Origin of the sequence: Pseudolysinimonas sp., from assembly GCF_044239695.1 — a bacterium.
GTDB lineage: Bacteria > Actinomycetota > Actinomycetes > Actinomycetales > Microbacteriaceae > Pseudolysinimonas_A.
In genome coordinates this window covers 17413-39609 of record NZ_JBIIAW010000016.1, presented here as the reverse complement: position 1 = coordinate 39609, position 22197 = coordinate 17413, and the positions used below count along the sequence as shown (strand labels likewise).

The 22197-nt window shown below is 70.9% G+C and carries 12 protein-coding genes; 5 read left to right on the top strand and 7 right to left on the bottom strand.

Annotated elements, in window-relative coordinates; all coding sequences use genetic code 11:
- Together ACILQS_RS04320 and ACILQS_RS04315 are read right to left on the bottom strand one after the other, a co-directional pair.
- The coding region (locus ACILQS_RS04320; RefSeq protein ID WP_395638875.1) for an ATP-dependent helicase at nucleotides 1-3935 on the bottom strand (3935 nt) is incomplete at its 3' end.
- 72 nt (nucleotides 3936-4007) lie between these two features.
- Entirely contained in the window at nucleotides 4008-4646 is a 639-nt protein-coding gene (locus tag ACILQS_RS04315; RefSeq protein ID WP_395638874.1) for an alpha/beta hydrolase, read from the bottom strand.
- Nucleotides 4647-4760: 114 nt separating this feature from the next.
- Here ACILQS_RS04315 and ACILQS_RS04310 point away from each other — a divergent pair, with 114 nt between their 5' ends.
- Both ACILQS_RS04310 and ACILQS_RS04305 read left to right on the top strand, forming a co-directional pair.
- Nucleotides 4761-5303 carry an NUDIX hydrolase family protein gene (locus tag ACILQS_RS04310; protein WP_395638873.1) on the top strand — a complete coding sequence of 181 codons (543 nt, stop codon included), beginning with the start codon at nucleotides 4761-4763 and terminating at the stop codon, nucleotides 5301-5303.
- 224 nt (nucleotides 5304-5527) lie between these two features.
- Entirely contained in the window at nucleotides 5528-13894 is an 8367-nt protein-coding gene (locus ACILQS_RS04305; protein ID WP_395638872.1) for a DUF5979 domain-containing protein, read from the top strand.
- 164 nt (nucleotides 13895-14058) lie between these two features.
- On the opposite strand, the gene ACILQS_RS04300 is transcribed toward ACILQS_RS04305, so the two are convergent.
- Nucleotides 14059-14523 carry a hypothetical protein gene (locus ACILQS_RS04300; protein WP_395638871.1) on the bottom strand — a complete coding sequence of 155 codons (465 nt, stop codon included), beginning with the start codon at nucleotides 14521-14523 and terminating at the stop codon, nucleotides 14059-14061.
- 57 nt (nucleotides 14524-14580) lie between these two features.
- On the opposite strand from ACILQS_RS04300, the gene ACILQS_RS04295 reads away from it, so the two are divergent.
- Together ACILQS_RS04295 and ACILQS_RS04290 are read left to right on the top strand one after the other, a co-directional pair.
- Complete coding sequence (locus tag ACILQS_RS04295; RefSeq protein WP_395638870.1) at nucleotides 14581-15027, top strand: EVE domain-containing protein; 447 nt, start codon at nucleotides 14581-14583, stop codon at nucleotides 15025-15027.
- Nucleotides 15024-15467 carry a hypothetical protein gene (locus ACILQS_RS04290; protein WP_395638869.1) on the top strand — a complete coding sequence of 148 codons (444 nt, stop codon included), beginning with the start codon at nucleotides 15024-15026 and terminating at the stop codon, nucleotides 15465-15467. The genes ACILQS_RS04295 and ACILQS_RS04290 overlap by 4 nt, the downstream gene beginning before the upstream one ends.
- Here ACILQS_RS04290 and ACILQS_RS04285 read toward each other — a convergent pair.
- From ACILQS_RS04285 to ACILQS_RS04270, 4 genes are read right to left on the bottom strand one after another with little or no spacing between them, the layout of a single operon-like run.
- Entirely contained in the window at nucleotides 15464-16024 is a 561-nt protein-coding gene (locus ACILQS_RS04285) for a CGNR zinc finger domain-containing protein (RefSeq protein ID WP_395638868.1), read from the bottom strand. The two genes, ACILQS_RS04290 and ACILQS_RS04285, sit on opposite strands and share 4 nt — an antisense overlap.
- Nucleotides 16025-16528 (bottom strand): SprT-like domain-containing protein, encoded by a 504-nt coding sequence (locus tag ACILQS_RS04280; protein ID WP_395638867.1) that lies wholly within the window; start codon nucleotides 16526-16528, stop codon nucleotides 16025-16027.
- Between the two features lie 2 nt (nucleotides 16529-16530).
- Entirely contained in the window at nucleotides 16531-17616 is a 1086-nt protein-coding gene (locus ACILQS_RS04275) for a PQQ-dependent sugar dehydrogenase (RefSeq protein WP_395638866.1), read from the bottom strand.
- 9 nt (nucleotides 17617-17625) lie between these two features.
- On the bottom strand, nucleotides 17626-18498 hold the full coding sequence (locus tag ACILQS_RS04270) for a spermidine synthase (protein ID WP_395638865.1): 873 nt from the start codon (nucleotides 18496-18498) through the stop codon (nucleotides 17626-17628).
- 208 nt (nucleotides 18499-18706) lie between these two features.
- Here ACILQS_RS04270 and rpoB point away from each other — a divergent pair, with 208 nt between their 5' ends.
- Complete coding sequence (gene rpoB / locus ACILQS_RS04265; protein WP_395638864.1) at nucleotides 18707-22195, top strand: DNA-directed RNA polymerase subunit beta; 3489 nt, start codon at nucleotides 18707-18709, stop codon at nucleotides 22193-22195.
- Nucleotides 22196-22197 lie beyond the last annotated feature (2 nt).

Sequence of the window (22197 nt, the reverse complement as noted above, 5' to 3'; positions counted from 1 at the left end):
GACAGCACCCGGCCCGTCGCCCGTCGCCCGCGCGCGCGGGGGGTCGCGCGGGCACGGGTCGTCGTCGCGCCGAGGCGGGACCGCAGCGGCGCGAGCGTGTCGTTGCCGACGAGGCCGGCCCAGACGAGATCCCAGAGGGCGCGGGCGAGGTCCTTGTCGTCCACGGGCCCGGTGACCCCGAGCGCCGTCGACAGTTGCCGGAAGAAGAACGCACCCCCGCCGGCGAGAGCGTCGATGATGCGGCCGTGGAGGTCGCTCTGCTCGGTCAGGTTCGGTTCGAACAGGGTGAGCGACGCGGCGTCGGCGAGATGCAGCGCGACCCAGCCGTCGCCGCCGGGTAGCTCGCCGCGCCCCGACCAGAGCACCTCACCGGTCGCGGTCAGCTCGTCGAGCATCGCCGGAGAGTAGTCGCGCACGCGACTCGGCAGCACGAGGCTCTCCCACGAGCTGGCGGGGAGCGCGACGCCGGCGAGCTGGTCGATCGCGGTGACGAGTCCGTCGACGCCGCGGAGGTCGCCGAACCGGTGCCAGTTCGGCAAGAACCGGCCGAGCGCCCGCTGCGGCACGGGCTCGACCTCGCTGCGCAGAGCCGCGAGACTGCGGCGACGGAGACGGCGCAGGATCTCGGCATCCACCCATTCGGTGCCGGTCGCGCCGGGCCGGAACTCGCCCTCCACCACTCGCCGGTCGGCAGCGAACCGCCGCAGCACGTCGGTGATCACCGCGACGCCGAGGCCGAGGCGGTCGGCCGCCTCCTGCGCGGTGAACGGCCCGTGCGTGCGCACGTAGCGGGAGACGAGGTCTCCCACGGGATCGTCGACGGGATCGAGGAAGGCCGTCGGCACGCCGATCGGCAGCGGCACCCCGAGGGCATCCCGCAGTCGCGACGCATCCTCGACCACCGCCCATCGCGCGTCCCCGGCGATCGTCGCGCGGATCACCCGGTTCTCGCGCGCCAGCGCCTCGAGCAGCTCGGCGGGTCTCGACACGCGATCCTCCGGATCGCTACTCGACCACCGAAGTTCGAGCTCGTCGACCGACATCGGGCCGAGGAGACGGAGCAGGTCTACGAGACCCTCGGAGCCCGTGAGCTTGCGGTCGGGGTCGAGGCGCTGCAATTCGAGTTCGGTCTGCGCGAGCACCTTCGGGTCGAGCAGCTCCCGCAACTCGGCGCGACCGAGCAGTTCGGCGAGCAGGGTGGGGTCGAGGGAGAGGGCCGCGGCGCGACGCTCGGCGAGCGGGGAGTCGCCCTCGTACATGAACGCCGCGACGTAGCCGAACAGCAGGGAGCGGGCGAAGGGCGACGGCGATGTCGTCTCCACCTCGACCATCCGCACGGCGCGGTTCGCGAGGTCGGTCGTGAGGTCGGCGAGGGCCGGGAGGTCGTAGACATCCTGGAGAACCTCGCGCACCGTCTCGAGGATGATCGGGAACGACGGGTACTTGCGGGCGACATCCAGCAACTGGGCGCTGCGCTGACGCTGCTGCCAGAGCGGGTTGCGGCGGCCCGGGTTGTAGCGGGGCAGCAGCAGGGCGCGCGCGGCGTTCTCGCGGAACCGCGACGCGAACAGCGCCGAACCGCCGACCTCGAGGGTCACCAGCTCTTCGAGCTCCTCCCGTTCGAACAGGAACAGCTCCGCACCGGGCGGATCGGCATCGGTGTCGGGGAGGCGCACCACGATGCCGTCGTCGCCCGCCATCGCCGAGCCCTCGACCCCGAGGCGTTCGCGGATGCGCGCCGAGACCGCGAGCGCCCACGGCGCGTGCACGGGGGTGCCGTAGGGGGAGTGGAGCACGATCCGCCAGTCGCCGAGTTCGTCACGGAACCGTTCCACGAGCAGCGTCGTGTCGGTCGGCACGGCCCCGGTCGCGATCTTCTGCTCCTCGACGAACCGCACCAGGTTGCCGACGGCCCACTCGTCGAGCCCGCTCGCGCGCAGCCGGTCCTCGATGCCGGCGGGCTTCGCGGCGAGGTCCTTCGTGAACGCCCCGATCGCCTTGCCGAGTTCGGCGGGGCGCCCGAGTCCGTCGCCCTTCCAGAACGGCACGCGCCCGGGTTGCCCGAATGCCGGGGTGACCAGCACCCGGTCGCTCGTGATCTCCTCGATGCGCCACGACGTCGCGCCGAGGGCGATGACATCCCCCACCCGGGATTCGTAGACCATCTCCTCGTCGAGCTCTCCGACCCGGCGTGCAGCGCCGCGCTGTCCTGAGCCTGTCGAAGGGTCCTCGGTGCCGACGATGAAGACGCCGAACATCCCCCGGTCGGGGATCGTGCCGCCGCTCGTCACCGCCAGCCGCTGCGCCCCGGGTCTCCCGGCGATCGTGCCGGCAACCCGGTCCCAGACGATGCGCGGGCGGAGCTCGGCGAACTCATCCGACGGATACCGACCGGCGAGCAGGTCGAGCGTCGCCTCGTACGCGCTGCGCGGGAGGGTGCTGAAAGGGGCCGACCGCCGCACCGTCTCGAACCACTCCTCGACCTCGATCGTGTCGAGGGCGACGGCGGCGACCGTCTGCTGCGCGAGGATGTCGAGCGGGTTCTGCGGCACCGAGATCGCCTCGATGAGCCCGGTGCGCATCCGCTCGCTGACGACGGTCGTGCCGAGGAGGTCGGCGCGGTGCTTCGGGAAGAGTACGCCCTTGCTGATCTCACCCACCTGGTGCCCGGCCCGGCCGACGCGTTGCAGCCCGCTCGCGACCGACGGGGGCGTCTCGACCTGGACGACGAGGTCGACGGCCCCCATGTCGATGCCGAGTTCGAGCGACGACGTCGCGACGACGCAGCGCAGGCGGCCCGACTTGAGCGCGTCCTCGATCTCGGCACGCTGCTCCTTCGACACCGAGCCGTGGTGGGCGCGGGCCAACAACGGCTCGGCACCCGAGGTCGCGCCCGACTGGCCCATCATCTGGGCGGGGACGTCGGCGGTCCTCGGTCTCGATACACCGCCTGCGGCGGCACTCGACCCGCTGACGGGAACCGGCTCGAGCATCTCCGCGTAGATCTCGTTCATCGACGCCGTGATGCGCTCGGCCAGCCGCCGCGAGTTCGCGAACACGATCGTCGACCGGTGCTCGAGCACCTGCTCGACGATGGCCCGGTCGACGTGCGGCCAGATCGAGCCGGCGCTCTGCAGTCCGGTCTCCTCGGGTTCGCCCGGCCCGGGGGTGACCGGGTCGGTCGAACGCACCCCGAGCTCGGTCATGTCCTCGACCGGCACGACGACCCGCAGGTCGAAGGTCTTCGCCGCCGGCGGCTGCACGATCACGACGGGGGCCTGCCCGCCGAGGAAGCGGGCAACCTCCTCGATCGGACGCACCGTCGCCGAGAGTCCGATGCGCTGCACGGGCTTGTCGAGGAGGGCATCCAGTCTCTCCAGCGTCACCGCGAGGTGCGCGCCGCGTTTCGAGGCCGCGACCGCGTGGATCTCGTCGACGATGACCGTCTCGATGCCGGTGAGGGTCTCGCGGGCCGCCGAGGTGAGCATCAGGTACAGCGACTCGGGAGTGGTGATGAGGATGTCGGGGGGCTCGCGTTGCAGCAGGCGCCGGTCGGCGCTCGTGGTGTCACCCGATCGCACCCCGACGGTGATCGGCGGCACGTCCTGCCCGATGCGACGTCCGGTCGCGGAGATGCCGACGAGCGGGGCGCGCAGGTTGCGCTCGACGTCGACGCCGAGGGCCTTGAGCGGCGAGATGTAGAGCACGCGGGTGCGCTGCTGCGGATCGTCGGGCTTCGGCGACGAGGCCAGCCGGTCGAGCGACCAGAGGAACGCGCTGAGCGTCTTGCCGGAGCCGGTCGGCGCGACGACGAGTGCGTGCCGCCCGGACGAGATCGCCTCCCACGCCCCGGCCTGCGCGGGGGTCGGCTCCGGGAACGCGCCGGTGAACCACTCCCGCGTCGCGGGGGTGAAGCGCTCGAGGGCCGCGTGCATCCCCCTATGTTCCTCGCAACGACCGTCAGCCGCCGCCCCGTGCGGTCACGTGCCGGGGAGCACGGCTGCTGATCAGGCCGCGTCGCCCAGGTTCGTGGTCAGGAACCCGACGACATCCTGAAGCTCGGTGTCGGACACCGAATGCCCGAGCCCCTCGTAGATGCGCTCGGTGAGCCGGGAATGGTCGGGCAGCCAGTCGGCGGTGTCGGCGAAGCGCCACGCCGGGATGACCTCATCCGCCGTGCCGCGCCCGGAGAAGACCGGTGGGCGGCGGGCGGCCATCGCGTCGTCGCCCGGGTCGGGCTGCGGATGCCGCGCGGAGGCGAGCATCACGAGTGCGTCGACGACCGACGGATGCCGGCGCAGCACCTGCAGCCCCAGAACCCCACCCTGCGAGAACCCGAGGATGCCGACGCGCGACGCCTTGCCGGTCACGTTCTCGGCGATCCACGCGGCGAGGTCGTCGGCGGCCTGATCGACGCCGATCCCCTCGACCTCGTCGTTGAGCGGGAACCACGAGTAGCCGAATCCCATCGGGTGCGGCAGCGGCGCGCGGGGAGCTGCGATCACCATCCCGAGCGGCAGATAGGGCGCGAGCTGGAAGAGGTCGCCCTCGTTGCTGCCGTAGCCGTGCAGCAGCACGAGGTGCGGTCGGCCCGCGCGCTCCCGCTCCGGGGTGCTCCACATCACGGTGCTCGGATCGATCGGCATCCCGTCAGCCTAGGTTGGACCGAACCACTCTGCTGTTTGCCCGAAATGGCCCCTTCTCGCGAGTTGAAGGGGCCATTTCGGGCAAACAGCCGATTCACGGTGAGAATGGGGAGCATGAGCTCCGTGGGCACCCCCGACCCGAACTCCTCCTGGCTGTCGGACGACGAACTGGCCGAGGTGCGCCGACGCATCCCGCTGCTCTACGTCGAGGCGGTACCGGTGCGGGTCGACGGGATGGGGGTCGTGACGAGTGTCGGACTGCTGCTGCGCGCGAACCCGCAGGGGGCGATCACCCGCACCGTCGTGTCGGGTCGGGTGATGTTCGGCGAGACGATCCGGGATGCCCTCTTCCGCCACCTCGAGAAGGATCTCGGGCCGATCGCGTTCCCGCAGCTGCCGGCGAGCCCGCTGCCGTTCCAGGTGGCGGAGTACTTCCCGATCCCGGGGCTCAGCCCGTTCCTCGACGAGCGGCAGCACGCCGTCTCGCTCGCCTACGTCGTGCCGGTGACGGGAACCTGCGAGCCGCGTCAGGATGCCCTCGAGCTCTCCTGGATGACGCCTGCCGAGGCCTCCTCACCCGATGTGCACGCCGAGATGGAGGGCGGCCGCGGCACGCTGCTGCGCGCGGCCCTCGCCTCCGTCGGCGTCCTGGGCTGACCCCCGCGACAGGGCCCCGAGAACGGCCGGGGTACACCAGGCCCGGTTTCGGTCCGGCGGGTCCGGGTTTCGGGGGACAGTCGCGTCCCCCGTGCGGGTCGCGCCCCAACTGGGCCGATGACACCCCCGTGTCGCCGCGCCTAGCGTGGCCGACGCGGCACCCGAAGCCGCAGACGTAGGGACGCGTCTGCCCGGGTTCCGCGGGAGCCGGGGGGTTCATCCGCATGTCTTGGGGTCGCCGATCGCGCGCCGTCTTCTCGCGGGTGGCGCTCGTCGCTGCGCTCACCGGCCTGTTCGCCGGCACGATCGCCGCCGCCCCGGCGGTCGCCGCCCCCGACTACACCGCGGTCCTGCAGATCTCGAAGACCGTGCAGGATGCGACGCTCGCCCCCGGCGACACCCTCTCGTACACGATCGCGGTCGAGTGTCTCTCCGAGGACTGCGTCGACGCGACCGTCACCGACGCCCTTCCGCCCGAGTTCGACGCCCTCACCCTGCTGACGAACGTCGTCGTGACCCCGCCGCCGGGTGGCACGTCGGCGTACTCCTGGTCGGGTCGCACGCTCACGGTCACCTTCTCGCACGCGGGAGGCGCGGGGATCGCCGCCGGTGACGGCTACTCGATCCAGGTGAACCTCACGGTGCCGGCCAATCTGTCGCCGGACTGGGAGTACAACGGGGTGGCGGTTTCGAACACCGCATCCGTCTCGGCGACGAACGCCGAGACCGTCAGCTCGGCCGCCGTCGCGACCGTCACCGTGCCCTACTCGGTCGCGACCACCGCCGGCGCGACCTGGGACCCGCCCACGACCCAGTTCAAGGTCGGCGAGGCGTCGACGCTGACGCTCACGACGCGCAACACCTCGAACGCGAAAGCCGAGACGCTCACGCTGCTCGCCCCGACCGACCCGACTCTGACGAGCAATCTGTTCGAGACGGTGAACTTCGCGTCCTTCGGCGCCGTCACCTTCCCGGCCGGTGCGGACCGCATCCGGGTGGATGCCTACGTGGCCGGCACCTGGGTCGACGGCGTGTTCGCCGCCACCGCCGCGCTGCCCGACGATGCCTCCGATCCCGCCGTCGTCACCGGCCTGCGGATCACCTTCGGCTCCTCGGACGCCGGCGCGCAGCTCACCGCGAACGGTTCCGCCGGCTCGATCGTGCTCAACCTCGCGCAACGCGCCGCCACTCGCACCTCCTCGACGTCGCTCATCACCGGCACGACCGTGACCGCGAACGTGCGCGGCACCGTGTCGGTCCCGGGTCATCCCACCGCGCTCGCGAACGCGTCGGACACCTACGTCATCGGCGGGCTGACCTCCGTCGTCAGCGGCACCACGGTCTTCTCGACGGCGCGCATCCCCGCCGGCGGCTGGACGATCTCGACCGTCACCGGCCGCAACGCCTCGAACGGCAACCTGGCGTCGCTCACCGTGTCGCAGCCCGTCGGTGCGTTCCTCACCGAGGACGTGACGTTCGGCGGATTCCGCACCGCCGGGGCGGCGTGGCCGGCCGGCGCGACCGAGGCCACCGTCACCTGGTTCACGACCGGCGGCACCGACCCCGACCCGGTGGAGCTCGCTGTCGGCGCGGGCTACCCGGCCACTCCGACGCTCGCCCCCGGGCAGCGCATCACGGGCTTCGCGATCGAGTTCCGCGGGACGATCCCGGTCGGCGCGACCGCCGCCGTCCCGTTCCGGGTGGACGTCGCGGCCGACGCGGTGGCCGCCGTCCCCGGATCCGACACCTTCACTCAGACCGCGCGCGTCGAGGGTCTCAACGACGCCGGCGCGGCGACCCCGGTGAACCCGGCGGCGACCCTCACCGTGCTGTACCCGCAGGTCGACGTCACGCTCGCCAAGACGGTCAGCCCGACGGCCGCGGTGCCGGCCGGGGGGCGCTCGATCGTGCAACTCGACGCCCGCACCTCGAGCGACTCCGGCTACGTCGGTCCGACGGAGATCGTGATCACGGATGTCCGCGGCGTCGACGCCCTCGACTACTGGGGGGCGTTCAACGCGGTCGCGATCGCGCCGACCCAGGTGCCGGCCGGGGCGACCCTGCTCATCGAGGGCACGACCGACGGTTCCACCTGGACCGAGATCGACGAGGTCACCGCGACCACGACGGCGCTCATGTACCAGGGAGCGATCCCGGGGGGCGCGTCGCTCGTCGGCCTGCGCTTCACCTTCACCAACACCGACGGATTCGCGCAGGGCACGCGCGTGCGCCCCAACATCGCCTTCACGGCGCGCAGCGAGGTGCGCGGCACGACCGACCCGACGTCGGCCCTCGACGCCCCGGTCACCTACACGAACACGGCGGGCGTCGTCGCCACGGGCGACGTGCTGCTCGACGGCGGCGTGCGGGTCAGCGACTCCGCGTCGGCCTCGGCGACGGCCGTCATCAAGACGATCCCGGGAGGCGCCGGCGCCCTGATGCTCGACAAGTCGTGGACCGACGTCTCGGGCACGGTCAGCTCGCAGTCCGGGCAGCTGCGCACCGCCGACATCCGCTGGGGTGTCGAGGTGAGCGGCTACGACGTCGCGACCGTCACCGACCCCGCCGACCCGACGGCGGCCGTCTCGACGACGGTGTTCCAGGCGTTCGACCTGTACCGCCTCGAGGCGATCACCGACGCCACCGACCCGCTCGTGACGTACGACCAGGTGACCGACATCGAGCTCTACAGCGACACCACCGACTCGTGGGTGTCGATCTTCTCGACCGTCTGCGCCACCGCCGCCGACTGCCGCGGCGGGATGCCGGCGTACGTGCTGTCGACCGCGCAGCGCGCCGACACCCTCGGGGTGCGCGTGACCTTCGAGGAGTACGCCGACGCCCGAACCTCCGACCCGCTCGCGCCGCCGGTCGGCTCCGGAGTCGCGAGCGGCCCGGACGAGCGCACGCTGAGCCTCACGTTCCAGCTGCGCAACCGCGTGCGCGATGCGTCCGTGCTCCCCGACCCGGCCAACCCGTGGATCACCGAGGACGTCGTGTTCAACGCCACCGACCCGGGCGTGGTCGCGAACACGGCGCTGCTGACGATGGATGGGGACTCGCGGTCCGACACCTCCACCATCGACCTCCTCGACCCGATCCCGTCGGTGACCCTGGTGAAGGCGCAGCAGCCGCGCACCTCGGGCGGAACCGCCCTCTCCAGTCCGATCGCCATCCCCGTGTTCGGCGACGTCGCGGCGGCGTCGTACCCGACCGTGCAGTACGCGATGACGGCCACCAACGCTTCCTACGCCCGGGCCTGGTACCTGCGGGTCACCGACCAGATGCCCTGCACCACGGGGACGGTCACCGACTGCGTGCTCGCCGACGCCACCACCAACCCGTACGCGGGCAAGACCTGGGACCCGGCGACGAGCCCCTTCGAGTACCTCACGATCCGCGACCTCAACTACACGCTCAGCAGCAACTCGGGTATCGACACGGCCGCCTCGACCGTCATCCTCTGGTACGCCGACGGCACCAACGCGTCGATGTCGCTCACCGCGGCGGCCAACCTCAACGCGACCGCCCTGCAGGATGTCGTGGGCGCGAGCGCCCTGTTCGCCGGATCCTCCGCGGACGGCGGCACGATCGCGAGCGGAGCCACCGCGACCCTGACCTTCGAGACCCGGCTGCGCCAGTACCTCCGCAGTTCGCCGACGACCCTCGTCGGACCGGCGACGATCACGAACTCGGCGTTCTCGCAGGCCTGGGACGGCGTGCTCGACGACTCCGCGGCGTACGCGTCGCGCTCGGCGAGCCTGACCCTGGTGGATGCCAGCCTCGCGATCACGGTCGGCAAGGCGATCGCCTCGGGCTCGTCGGCGACCGTGCTCGAAGCGACCCGCACCACCAACATCGTCGTGAATCTGACGGCGAACCAGAGCACCTCGACGGCGTCGACCCGCCAGGTGATCGTCGAAGACACCGAGGCCGCGTTCTGGAACGCCTTCGAGTTGCGCTCCCTCGGCACGATCACGATGCCGAGCGGCGCCAACCGTGGACGGGTCGACGTGCAGCTGAACGGGAGCTCGACGTGGACCTCGGGCACGGCGGTGGCGAGCAACCCCACCCTGCCCTCCGGCATCACGAACTCGCAGATCACCGGCATCCGGGTCGTCTTCTTCACGACCGACGGCTCCCTGTTCTCGGTGACCTCGCCCGCGGCCTCGTGGAGCACCACGGTGCCGATGACCGTGCGGCTGCGGTCCGCCTACCGCGACAACGGCGGCAGCATCCCGTTCCCGTCGACGATCACCAACGTCGTGAACGGGTCGACCGAGCACGCGACGCTCGGCGTGAAGACGGCCACCGCGAGCCGGGCGTTCACGCTCGACCCCGGCACCTTCCGCGTCGACGTCGAGAAGTACACGCCGGTGAAGACCACCCCCGCGGGTGAGACCGTCAACTTCTCGCTCATCGTGGAGAACACCGGGACCGGCTTCCTCGACAACCCGGTCGTCGTCGACCAGCTCCCGGTGGATTCCGGGCTCACCGCCGGCGGGCCGCTGCTGTTCGACCCGACGAGCGAGATCACCTACTCGACCTCCTCGGGCGGCATCCTGCCGACCACCGGCGTCGTCTTCGACTACGACGCGGGCACCCGCACGCTCACCTTCAGCTGGGCGCCGGGGTCACGTCTCGCCCCGGGGGAGACGTACACGATCGTCGTTCCGCTCCAGGTGGCCCCGGGGCTTCCGGCGAGCTACGGCGACGTCGTCAACGCGATGACGTTCACGAGCGACCGCACGCTCGCGGCCTGCACCAACTCGTCGGGCAACGGCGAGGGCGTGCACACGGTCGGCGCGACCGGCTGCGCCACGAGCAACGACGTCACCACGATCTCGGCCTCCGCGATCTCGTCGTTCAAGGGTGTGAAGGGCGATGTCGGCACCGGCACCGTGTCGACCACCGGCGCGGTCAACGTGAACAACGCGACCACCGCCTGCGTCGCCGACAGCCAGGGCTTCTACCGCAACCCGTGCGCCGCGTACTCGCAGATCGGCGCGACCGATCTGTGGAAGCTGCAGTACACGAACGGCGGCAACGTGCCGGCCACCGGCGCCACCGTCGTCGACGTGCTGCCGCGCTCGGGCGACACCTACCTCGGCACCGGCGCTTCGCGCGGCTCGAACTACCGCCCGGTGTTCGCCGGCGACGTCGCGCTCGCGACCGATGCCCTGTCGGACGGGACGACGATCACCTGGCAGGTGACGACGAGCGCGAACCCGTGCCCGAGCTTCACCTCGAACCCGACCTGCACGACGGCCACCTGGGTCGACGGGCCGTCGTTCGATACGGCGAGCTACGGGTCGGTCACCGGCATCCGCATCCAGTACACCTTCCCGGGCGGCGAGCTGCCCCCGGCCGCGACCCTCGCCGTCACCTACCGCACGGTGAACACCCCGACCACCTCAGCCGGCGACGGCCTCGCCCCGGTCACCGCCCCGCCGGTGTCGACCTCGCGCGCCTGGAACAGCTTCGGCGTCTCGGCCCAGTTCCCGGTCGGCTACGTCGAGCGTCGGGTCGAGCCGGTGCGCGCGGGTGTGCAGCTCGCCGTCGGTCCGCTCCAGGTCGCGAAGGCGATCACCGGCGTCTCGGCGGCCTACGCCCCGACCTCGTTCTCGGCGACGGTCACCTGCACCGTCGCCGGCGCTCCGGTCGTGCTGCCCTCGTCGGGCGTGGTCACCCTCGCCGCCGGTAACGCGGTGCCGTACACGGCGCGTCTCGACGGCATCCCGCTGGGCTCCTCGTGCGATGTCGCCGAGACCACGAGCGGCGCGAGCGCGACCACGTATTCGCCCGCGAACCCGGGCGGAACGGCCGCGCGCCTCGCGATCACGACCCCGGCCGCCTCCACCGCCCCGGTGCCCGCGGCGCAGATCGGCGAGATCACCAACTCCTACGGCGAGACCGAGCTGACGGTCACCAAGGCGGTCTCGACGACCGCGACGGTCGGCACGTTCGGCGACTTCGGCTTCACCCTCTCCTGCACCGGCAACGGCGTCGCGGTGCCGCTCGCGGCGGGGGATGCGGCCTTCCGCCTCGCCGACGGCGCCTCGCGCACCATCACCGGGCTGCCCGTCACCGCCGTCTGCCAGCTGCGCGAATCGGATGCCGACGGCGCGACGTCGATCGGCGTACGACTCGGCGCGGGCTCGACGACGACGGTGGCGCAGAACGCCCCGGCCACGCTGACGCTCGGCACCGCGGCCTCGTACACGGCGACGGTGACGAACACCTACGCCAGCGGCCGCCTGTCGATCACGAAGGACGTCACCGGCGCCGACCGGTACGGCGACGCCGTCTTCGAGGTCGCGGTGGAGTGCACCTACGACGGCCAGACGCTGTTCGACGACGGCTTCACGTTCGAGGACGGCGACACCGAACTGCTGGCCCCGCACTTCCCCGTCGGCACCGTGTGCGCGATCTCCGAGACGGATGCCGGTGGCGCGACCGTCGCCGCGGCCGACCGCTCGGTGACGATCTCCACGGGCACGACGAACACCGTGCTCACCAACCGGTTCGATGTCGGTACGTTGCGCGTCGACAAGACCGTCACCGGCGCCGACACGCTCTACGGCGCGGGCCCGTTCCAGGCGCAGGTCACCTGCACCTGGGACCGCCCGGGTGAGAGCGACCTCGACATCCCGCTTCCCAACTCGGGACTCGTCGATCTCACGGCCGGCAACGGCTACACCGCGACCGTCACGGGCCTCATCGCCGGCGCCGACTGCACGGTGAGCGAGACGAAGACCGGTGCGGCCACGCACCACTCCGTCTCGGCCCCGTCGCCGCGCTATATCCCCGCCAACGGTCAGAGCGTCGTCGAGATCGAGAACCACTTCGCGACCGGCTCGGTGCTCATCGACAAGGAGCGGATCACCGCGACCGGTGCCGAGGCGTTCGACGACGGCCCCTTCGAGGTCGAACTCGTCTGCGGCATCGACCGCGACGGCACGTGGTGGACGCTCGACCTCGGCGCGTCCGCGACGCAGGAGCTGACCGACGCGAACTCGTACTCGGTGATCGTCGACGACATCCTGCAGGGCGCGTCGTGCACGGTGACCGAGACGGATGCCGGCCTCGCCATCTCCAGCTCCGTGTCGACCGACGGCGGCCATCCGGTGATCGTTCCCGTGTCGACGTCGGGCCCCGCCGTGGTCACCGTCACCAACCGCTTCCTCACCGGCGAACTCGACGTCGAGAAGACGGTCGACGAGACCCTCGTGCAGGGCGGCGACGTGATGCACTACACGATCGCGGTCGAGAACGTCGGCGACGTGGATGCCGGCGGCGTGAACGTCAGCGACGACCTCGACGCCGATCTGGCGATCGACGTCGCCTCGATCACCGGCACCGACTGGACCTGCGCCGTCACCGGCCGCGACTCCGACGGCTACGGCGGAACCCTCTCCTGCGACCTCGCGACCGTGCTCGGCGTCGGTGGTTCCGCGCCCGAGATCAACTACACGGCGACCCTCCACCCGGAGGTCGCGCAGGACGACATCCTCAACACCGCGACCGTCACCTCGACGACCGTCGTCGTGTCGGGCGACGACGACACCGTCGGCACGCCGGTGAAGTGGCTCGACGTCGACGCGACGACCGAGTGCGTGCAGGACGCCCCGTGGCTCGAGTACGAGGTGGATGCCCGCAACCTCGACGTCGCCGGACGCACGATGCAGGTGAACTGGCTCGACGCGAACGGCGTCGTCGTGCACACCGACGACATCTCGATCGCGGCCGACGGCCTCGTGACCGGGCGCCTGCTGTTCCCCGGCGCCGCGGTCGACGCCGACGGCAACGGCATCGCCTGGCCGGGCTGGCGTCCCGCGCTGGCCGGGGAGAGCCCCGACTGGGAGAACCTCGTGCTCGACCCGACGCTGCCCAGCTACGGGCTGCGGTCCGGCGCGTCCGTGGAGTTCGTGATCAACCCGTCGATGCCGGTCGCGATCACCTACCCGCCGGCGACCGCGTCGTGCGCCGAGACTCCTGAGGATCTGCCCTCGGAGCTGTGGATGTCGAAGACCGCGTCGACGGCGAACCTCAGCCCGGGAGCCGTCTTCACCTACACGATGGAGATCGGCAACTCCGGCCGCGGCGGCGTCACCGGCCTGATCCTCATCGACGACGTGCCCGAGGTGCTGCGCATCATCACCGTCACCCCGCTCGCGGCGGCGACGGCGGGTGACCCGGGCTGGGTCGACTGCGTGGTCGCGGACCGTCTGGCGAGCGGCTTCGGCGGCACGATCACCTGCGAGCTGGACCGCGACCTCGGGGCAGGCGAGCAGGCCCCCGACGTGCTCCTCGAGGTGCAGCTGAGTCCGAGCGCTCCGGGTGGGGCGATCGTCAACACCGCGAAGGTCACCGCGTGGGAGCTCCCGACGCTCGCCGGCCGGGGCGGCGGCGCGCAGTTGGCGACCCTCGCCCTGCAGGACAGCGCGGTGGTCATGACGACGCTCGCCCTCACCGGTGTCTCGCCGCTGCTCGCCTCCCAGCTCGCGCTCGCCCTGCTCGTCGTCGGCGGCATCCTCGCCAGCCTGCGCCGCGCGCTGCCCCGCCACCGGGCCGGGCGCCTCCGACTCTGAGCCGGGTTCCAGCCCCCTCAGGGAAATAACACCGCCCCGCGACCTCGTCCCAGGTCGCGGGGCGGTTCCGACACGATCCCGCGGGTTGAGTAGCGCCGCCGCAGGCGACGCGTATCGAAACCTCTCCGGGGAGACACCGCTTCCGTGGGTCGACCCGCGAGTCCTCAGCGGCGGGAGGCGATGACCCGCCGGATTCCGATGCCCCGGTACTGCCAGAGCGCCCAGGTGCCGAGCCACACCACCGGGGTCAGCCATCCCGCCGAGATGTCGAGCCGGTCGCGGTAGAGGGTGCGTCCGTCCGGGAGCGGCGACACCGCCATCCGATGCCGCCAGCCGGTGAGGATGCCGAGTGCCCCCGAGATCGGACCGCCCGAGTCCTCCAGGATGCGCGCACCCCCGCGCCGCGACGTGGACAGCCGGATGTTCTGGTCGCCGACCGGGACCAGGCCGAACAGCCGCAGGCGCACGAGGTGGTCGCCCGGGGTCCACGTCGGCGGAAAGCGGCGGTGGCCGACCGGCTCGACGGTGAGGAGTGGCGCGACCACCTGGCCGAGCGCGAGAGGGTCGTGGAGCATCGCCCAGACCTCGTCCGGATAGGCGTCGATCTCGAAACGTAGGAGCACCCGCATGTGGTCAGTCTGCGGCCCGCGCGCCTCCGTGTCACTGGTCGAGTCCACACTCGACGAATGCGCTACTGGCTGGCGGTCGTCCATCGCGATCACGTGCGCCGCGGCGTCGAGCAGGGCATCGCGCAGGTCAACCACGGGTCGCGCGCGGGCATCCAGCGGATGTCGCCGGGTGACGGGCTCACCTACTACTCGCCCCGCGAGACCTACCCCGACGGCCGGGCCCTTCAGGCGTTCACCGCGATCGGCCGGGTCGCCGACGGCGATCCGTGGCAGGCCGCCCCGGTCGCGATGCTCACCCGGGGCGAGGTGCGCCCGTGGCGCCGACGCGTCGAGTACGTCGAGGGCGTCGCCGACACTCCGATCACGCCGCTGCTGCCGGTGCTCGACCTCACCCGGTCGACGCCGAACTGGGGATGGCTGATGCGGCGCGGGTTGCTCGAACTCACGGCGCACGACTTCGGCGTGATCGCCGCGGAGATGGGCGCCGATACTCTCATTCAGTGAGTGACGTGCCCCGCAACCAGAGCAGCTACCAGGTGCGCTTCGAGTGGGGCGCCGCCGGCGCCGCCGCCGTCGCGGTCGACGCGGACGTCGTCGCCTGGGTCGACGAGATCGGCGCCGAGCCGGTGCCGGCGGGCGCGCGGGTGACGACGCTCGCCGAGGCCGAGGAGTTCGCGCGGTGGTGCCTCGCCCGCCAGGAGGAGCTGGGTGGGCGGTTCCGCATCGCCGTCGTCGCCGCGGGGGCGACGCAGCCCGACGGGTCGCTGCGCTTCGCGGTGGAGGATCTGCTCGGCGCCGGCGCCGTCATCGACGCGATCGCCGAGCTCGGCATCGACCACCAGTCGCCCGAAGCCGCAGCAGCTGCGGCCGCCTACACGGGGTTGCGTCGGGCGACCCGGCACCTCATCAACGCGTCGGTCTCGGCGCGGGAGGACCGCGCCTAGCTGGCCAGCGCGGCCGCTCTGGCTCTGTGCGCGCGCACCTTGGCGCGGTTGCCGCAGCGCTGCATCGAACACCAGCGGCGATTCGTGGTGCGCGACTCGTCGCGGAAGACGCGGCGGCAGTCGTCGGCGTCGCAGCGGCGGATGCGCTCGGGCTCGGCCGAGAGGATCGCGATCGCGTCGCGGGCGAGGGTGGAGAGCACCTGCCCGATGCGCAGGCGCCCGGCGCCGGCCTGGCGGCGTCCGCCGGTGAGGGCGGGCGGGATGTCGGGGGTCGCGCCGAACAGGTTGACGGTGTCGACGTCGTCGGGGTCGAGCGCCTCCCGGTCGGCGGCGGCCGTGGAGAGCCGGTCGATGGCCGCGCGGAGGGCGAGCGCGTCGGTGAGGTCGCGGTCGGAGGCCTCGCCGGCATCCAGTCGTTCGTAACGCGCGGCGAGCCACTCGCCCAGGTCGCGGGCGTGCACCGGCTCGGGCGCGGCGGCGAAGTCGAGGCTGTCAGCGCCCGCGTCGAAGAACCAGCTGAGGCCCTCGGGGGCGATCAGCCACTGCCCGGTGCTCACTCAGAGAACTCTCGGCTCGGATTCACGTAACTCAGTTTGCCGGTTACTGTCCGCCTTTCGGGGGACCCAGGCGATCTGAAATCGCGTGTCGAATCTCTTCGAGCACTTCGCGCACGACAGCGCACGGGCCGGGCGACGGTACCGGTAGTGCACGTGACCGTTCGGGCAGGTGCCGACCCAGGTCGCGAGCTCGTCGGCGACCGCCCCCGCGTGCAGGCGTTTGCCCTCGTAGCCGAGGTCGGCGGCGATCTTCTTCCACCGCGGTCCGTGGCCCGCGCCGGCTCCGGCGAGGGCGTGCGCCACCTCGTGCAGCAGCACCTGGTGGATCTCGTCGTCCTCGTAGCGGGCCGCGAGGTGACGGGAGACCGTGATGCGTCGCGCGCGGTAGTCGCACAGGCCGGCGCGCGTGCGGGCGTGGTCGAACCCGAAGGTCCAGAGCGCGGGGTCGAGGTGGAGGGCGATGAGGGCGTCGGCCCAGCGGCGGACGCGGTCGAGGTCGGCCACGCCTAACCTTCGGTGACCGGCACGAGCGCGACCTGCATCAGCCGGTCGCCCCCGTCGACATCGTTGGTGAGGAACCACAGCGACCCGTCGGGACCGGCGGTGACGTCACGGATGCGGCCGAACTCGCCCGCGAACCACGGCGTCGCCCCGGCGGTGCCGTCGTCGGCGATGTCGATCGCCCAGACCCGCTCGCCCCGCAGCGCCGCCAGGAAGAAGGTGCCGTCGACGAACGCCAGCCCGCTCGGGCTCGCCTCGGAGGTCGCCCACTGCAGCACCGGGTCGACGAAGCCGCTCTCGCCGGTGATGCCCTCGACGACGGGCCAGCCGTAGTTCGCCCCGGGCTCGATGCGGTTGAACTCGTCCCAGGTGTTCTGCCCGAACTCCGCCGCCCACAACTGGCCGTCGGCATCCCAGGCGATGCCCTGCGGGTTGCGGTGACCGAGCGAATAGACGAGCGACCCCGCCGTCGGGTTGTCGTCGGGCACCGCCCCGGTGGCGGTCATCCGCAGGATCTTGCCGTTGAGCGAGTCGGGGTCCTGCGAGAGGTCGGGACGGGCGGCGTCGCCGGTCGTCGCGTAGAGCATGCCGTCGGGGCCGAATGCGATCCGCCCGCCGTTGTGGTTGCCGGCCTTCGCGATGCCCTCGAGCACGACCTCGGCTTCGCCGAGAGAGTCGCCGTCGTAGGGCATGCGCACGATGCGGTTGTCGTCGCCGGTCGTGATGAAGGCGTACAGCCAGGCGTCGTCGCCGTCCCCGGCGAGGTGGGCGATCCCGAGGAGGCCCCCTTCGCCGCCGTGCGACACCCCGGGCACCACTCCCACCTCGACCGGCGAGCGGTCGGAGGCGACGCTGAGGATGCGGGCGTCGTCGCGCTGCGAGACGAGCGTCTCCTGCGCGTCGATCCGGGCGATCGACCAGGGGAGCGTCAGCCCGGTCGTGACCTCGACCGGGTCGCCGGAGGGCTGCACGTGCACGGCATCCGGCGACGGTGTCGGCGCCGACGTGCCGGGGGAGGTCTGCGGGGAGGCTCCGCATCCGGCGAGCACGAGCGCGGCGCCGAGTGTCAGGACGGGCAGAACGCGGCGCATGCCCCGACCCTACGTCCGGTCGCCGTCACCGCGGCTGGGACGCACCTGGAAGATGCTGCGGGCCGGCGGCGGCGAGGGTGTGGAGGAGGCGTCGGTGACGATCGGCGCCCCCGCGATCCAGTCCCGCAGCTCGCGTCCGCGCACCACGGACGCCGGATGCGGGCCCCCGGCGAGCAGTCGCGGCACCCACTCGATCGGCAGGTCGGCCGGCGACGCGACGAGCACGAAGTTGCCGTAGCGGCGTCCCTTGAGCACCGCCGACTCCGCGAGCAGCGCGGTGTCCTCGAACACGTACCGGAGCGTCGACGCCTGTCCGCGGGCGAAGGCGAGTGCCGCGCCGTCGGCAACGTTGACCAGCAGCACCCCGGTCGGGGCGAGGAAGGCCGCGATCTCGCTGTAGAACTCCGCGCTCGTGACATGGGCCGGGATGCGCGACCCGCCGAAGACGTCCACGATGGCGAGGTCGACGGTGCCGCGCAGCGCCGACGGCAGCTTGCCGAGCGTCTCCCGGGCGTCGCCGTAACGGATGCGGATGCTCGCGTTCTTCGACCAGGGAAGGTGCTCGCGCACGAGGTCGACGAGCCCGCGTTCGAGCTCGAGCACCTGCTGCCGCGAGCCGGGGCGGGTGGCCTCGATGTAGCGCGGCATCGTCAGCGCCCCCGCGCCGAGGTGCAGCGCGGTGATCGGCCCCTCCGGCAACTGGTCGACGACATGCCCCATGCGGTGGATGTACTCGAAGAACAGCTCGGTCGGGCGCTCCGGGTCGACGTGCGACTGCGGGGTGCCGTCGACCACGAGGAGATAGCTCCCGGCGCTGTAGGGATCGTCGCGGATGACGGCGTGCAGCCCGCTCTCGAGAGTCACTTCGGCGATGTCGGCCACGGATCCAGTGTCGCACCCCGGCTTATAGACCTGATGCGGGGAGAAAGTCAAGGAATAGCTGGACGTGTCGCTCAGTTGGGTCCTATAGTTGATCCTTGCGCCCGCTACCACTCTCGCCGTCATATTGAGGTCGGCTTGAGAGTGTCGGGCGAAATCCCACCTACCGACCATGAACTGAAGCCTGAAAGCTTCACGGAGGTTGTTTTCCTTGGCCGCTGCGCGCTCGTCTAAGAAGTCCCCCATCACCGGCCGGGATGCATCCCGGCTCTCCTTCGCCAAGATCACCGACACCCTCACGGTGCCGGACCTCCTGGCCCTGCAGACCGAGAGCTTCGACTGGCTCGTCGGCAACGACGCGTGGAAGTCGCGCGTCGAGGTGGCCAAGGCCGCCGGAGACGCGGGGGTTCCCGAGACCACCGGTCTCGACGAGATCTTCGAGGAGATCTCCCCGATCGAGGACCTCGGCGAGACGATGCAGCTGTCGTTCTCCGCTCCCGAGCTCGAGGAGCCGAAGTACACGATCGACGAGTGCAAGGAGCGCGGCAAGACCTTCGCCGCGCCGCTCTACGTCAACGCCGAGTTCATGAACCACATGACGGGCGAGATCAAGACCCAGACGGTCTTCATGGGCGACTTCCCGCTGATGACCGAGAAGGGCACCTTCATCATCAACGGCACCGAGCGTGTCGTGGTGTCCCAGCTCGTCCGCAGCCCGGGCGTCTACTTCGAGCGCGTCAACGACAAGACGTCCGACAAGGACATCTACTCGGCGCGCGTCATCCCGAGCCGCGGGGCGTGGCTCGAGTTCGAGATCGACAAGCGCGACCAGGTCGGCGTGCGCATCGACCGCAAGCGCAAGCAGTCGGTCACCGTGTTCCTCAAGGCACTCGGCATGACCAGCGAAGAGATCCTCGCGGCCTTCCCCGGCTACGAGTCGATCGCCGGCACCCTCGAGAAGGACGCCATCCTCACCAAGGAAGAGGCGCTCAAGGACATCTACCGCAAGCTCCGCCCGGGAGAGCAGGTCGCCGCCGAGGCCGCGCGCGCGCTCCTGGACAACTTCTACTTCAACCCGAAGCGCTACGACCTGGCGAAGGTGGGTCGCTACAAGATCAACCGCAAGCTCGGCATCGACGCGGGACTGAAGGATTCGGTGCTGACGCTCGAGGACATCCTCGGCACGATCAAGTACCTGGTCGCCCTGCACGCCGAGCAGACCACCCTCCCGGGTGTGCGCGACGGCAAGAAGGTCGACATCCGCCTCGACGTGGACGACATCGACCACTTCGGCAACCGTCGCATCCGCGCGGTCGGCGAGCTCATCCAGAACCAGGTCCGCACGGGTCTGTCCCGCATGGAGCGCGTGGTGCGCGAGCGCATGACCACGCAGGACATCGAGGCCATCACCCCGCAGACCCTGATCAACGTGCGCCCCGTCGTCGCCGCGATCAAGGAGTTCTTCGGAACCTCGCAGCTCTCGCAGTTCATGGACCAGAACAACCCGCTCGCGGGCCTGACGCACAAGCGGCGTCTCTCGGCCCTCGGCCCGGGTGGTCTGTCCCGTGAGCGCGCCGGTGTCGAGGTGCGCGACGTGCACCCCTCGCACTACGGCCGCATGTGCCCGATCGAGACCCCGGAAGGCCCGAACATCGGCCTGATCGGCTCGCTCGCGTCGTTCGCCCGTATCAACTCGTTCGGCTTCATCGAGACCCCGTACCGTCGCGTCAGCAACGGCAAGGTGTCGAGCAACATCGACTACCTGACGGCGTCCGAGGAAGACGAGTACGTCGTCGCCCAGGCCAACGCGCCGCTGGCGTCGGACGGCAAGTTCGCCGAATCCAAGGTGCTCGTCCGCAAGAAGGGCGGCGAGGTCGAACTCGTCGACGCCGACCAGGTCGACTACATGGATGTCTCGCCGCGCCAGATGGTGTCGGTCGCGACCTCGCTCATCCCGTTCCTCGAGCACGACGACGCGAACCGCGCGCTCATGGGCGCGAACATGCAGCGTCAGGCCGTTCCGCTCCTCCGCTCCGAGTCGCCGGTCATCGGCACCGGTATGGAGGGCTACGCGGCCATCGACGCCGGCGATGTCATCACGACCCTCAAGGCCGGTGTGGTGCAGGAGGTGTCGGCGGATGTCGTCGTCGTGCAGCTCGACGAGGGCGGCACCCAGGAGTACTACCTCCGCAAGTTCGACCGCTCCAACCAGGGCACCTCGTACAACCACCGCGTGATCGTCGACGCCGGCGACCGCGTGGAGGTCGGCCAGGTGCTCGCCGACGGCCCCGCCACGGAGAACGGCGAGCTCGCGCTCGGCAAGAACCTCCTCGTGGCGTTCATGCCGTGGGAGGGTCACAACTTCGAGGACGCCATCATCCTCAGCCAGAACCTCGTGAAGGACGACGTGCTCTCGTCGATCCACATCGAGGAGTACGAGGTGGATGCCCGCGACACGAAGCTCGGCAAGGAGGAGATCACCCGGGACCTCCCGAACGTGAGCCCCGACCTGCTCGCCGACCTCGACGAGCGCGGCATCATCCGCATCGGCGCCGAGGTCGCACCCGGCGACATCCTCGTCGGCAAGGTCACGCCGAAGGGCGAGACCGAGCTGTCGGCCGAGGAGCGCCTGCTCCGCGCGATCTTCAACGAGAAGAGCCGCGAAGTGCGCGACACCTCGCTCAAGGTGCCGCACGGCGAGCAGGGCACCGTCATCGGTGTCAAGGTCTTCGACGCGCAGGACGGCGACGACGAGCTCGGCTCGGGCGTCAACCAGCGGGTCGTCGTCTTCATCGCCCAGAAGCGCAAGATCACCGAGGGTGACAAGCTCGCCGGTCGTCACGGCAACAAGGGCGTCATCGCGAAGATCCTGCCGGTCGAGGACATGCCGTTCATGGAAGACGGCACCCCCGTCGACGTCGTGCTCAACCCGCTCGGCATCCCCGGTCGCATGAACTTCGGTCAGGTGCTCGAGACGCACCTCGGCTGGGTCGCCAAGCAGGGCTGGGAGGTCGAGGGCTCGCCGAAGTGGGCCGCGAACCTGCCGAAGGAAGCCCACTCGGCCCCTCCCGGCACGAAGCTCGCGACCCCGGTGTTCGACGGCGCGCTCGAGGAGGAGATCGAGGGACTGCTCGACTCCACTCTCAAGAACCGCGACGGCGAGCGTCTGATCGACAGCTCGGGCAAGACCCGCCTGTTCGACGGCCGCTCGGGTGAGCCGTTCCCGTCGCCGGTCTCGGTCGGCTACATGTACATCCTGAAGCTGCACCACCTCGTGGACGACAAGATCCACGCGCGCAGCACGGGCCCGTACTCGATGATCACGCAGCAGCCGCTCGGTGGTAAGGCGCAGTTCGGTGGACAGCGCTTCGGCGAGATGGAGGTCTGGGCCCTCGAGGCCTATGGCGCCGCCTACGCCCTCCAGGAGCTGCTGACGATCAAGTCCGACGACATCCTCGGCCGCGTGAAGGTCTACGAAGCCATCGTCAAGGGCGAGAACATCCAGGAGCCCGGCATCCCCGAGAGCTTCAAGGTGCTGATCAAGGAGATGCAGTCGCTGTGCCTGAACGTCGAGGTGCTCGGCGCCGACGGCGGCGTGCTGAGCCTCAAGGACACGGACGACGAGATCTTCCGTGCCGCAGAAGAGCTCGGCATCAACATCTCCTCGCGCTTCGAGTCGTCGTCCATCGACGACATCTGAGC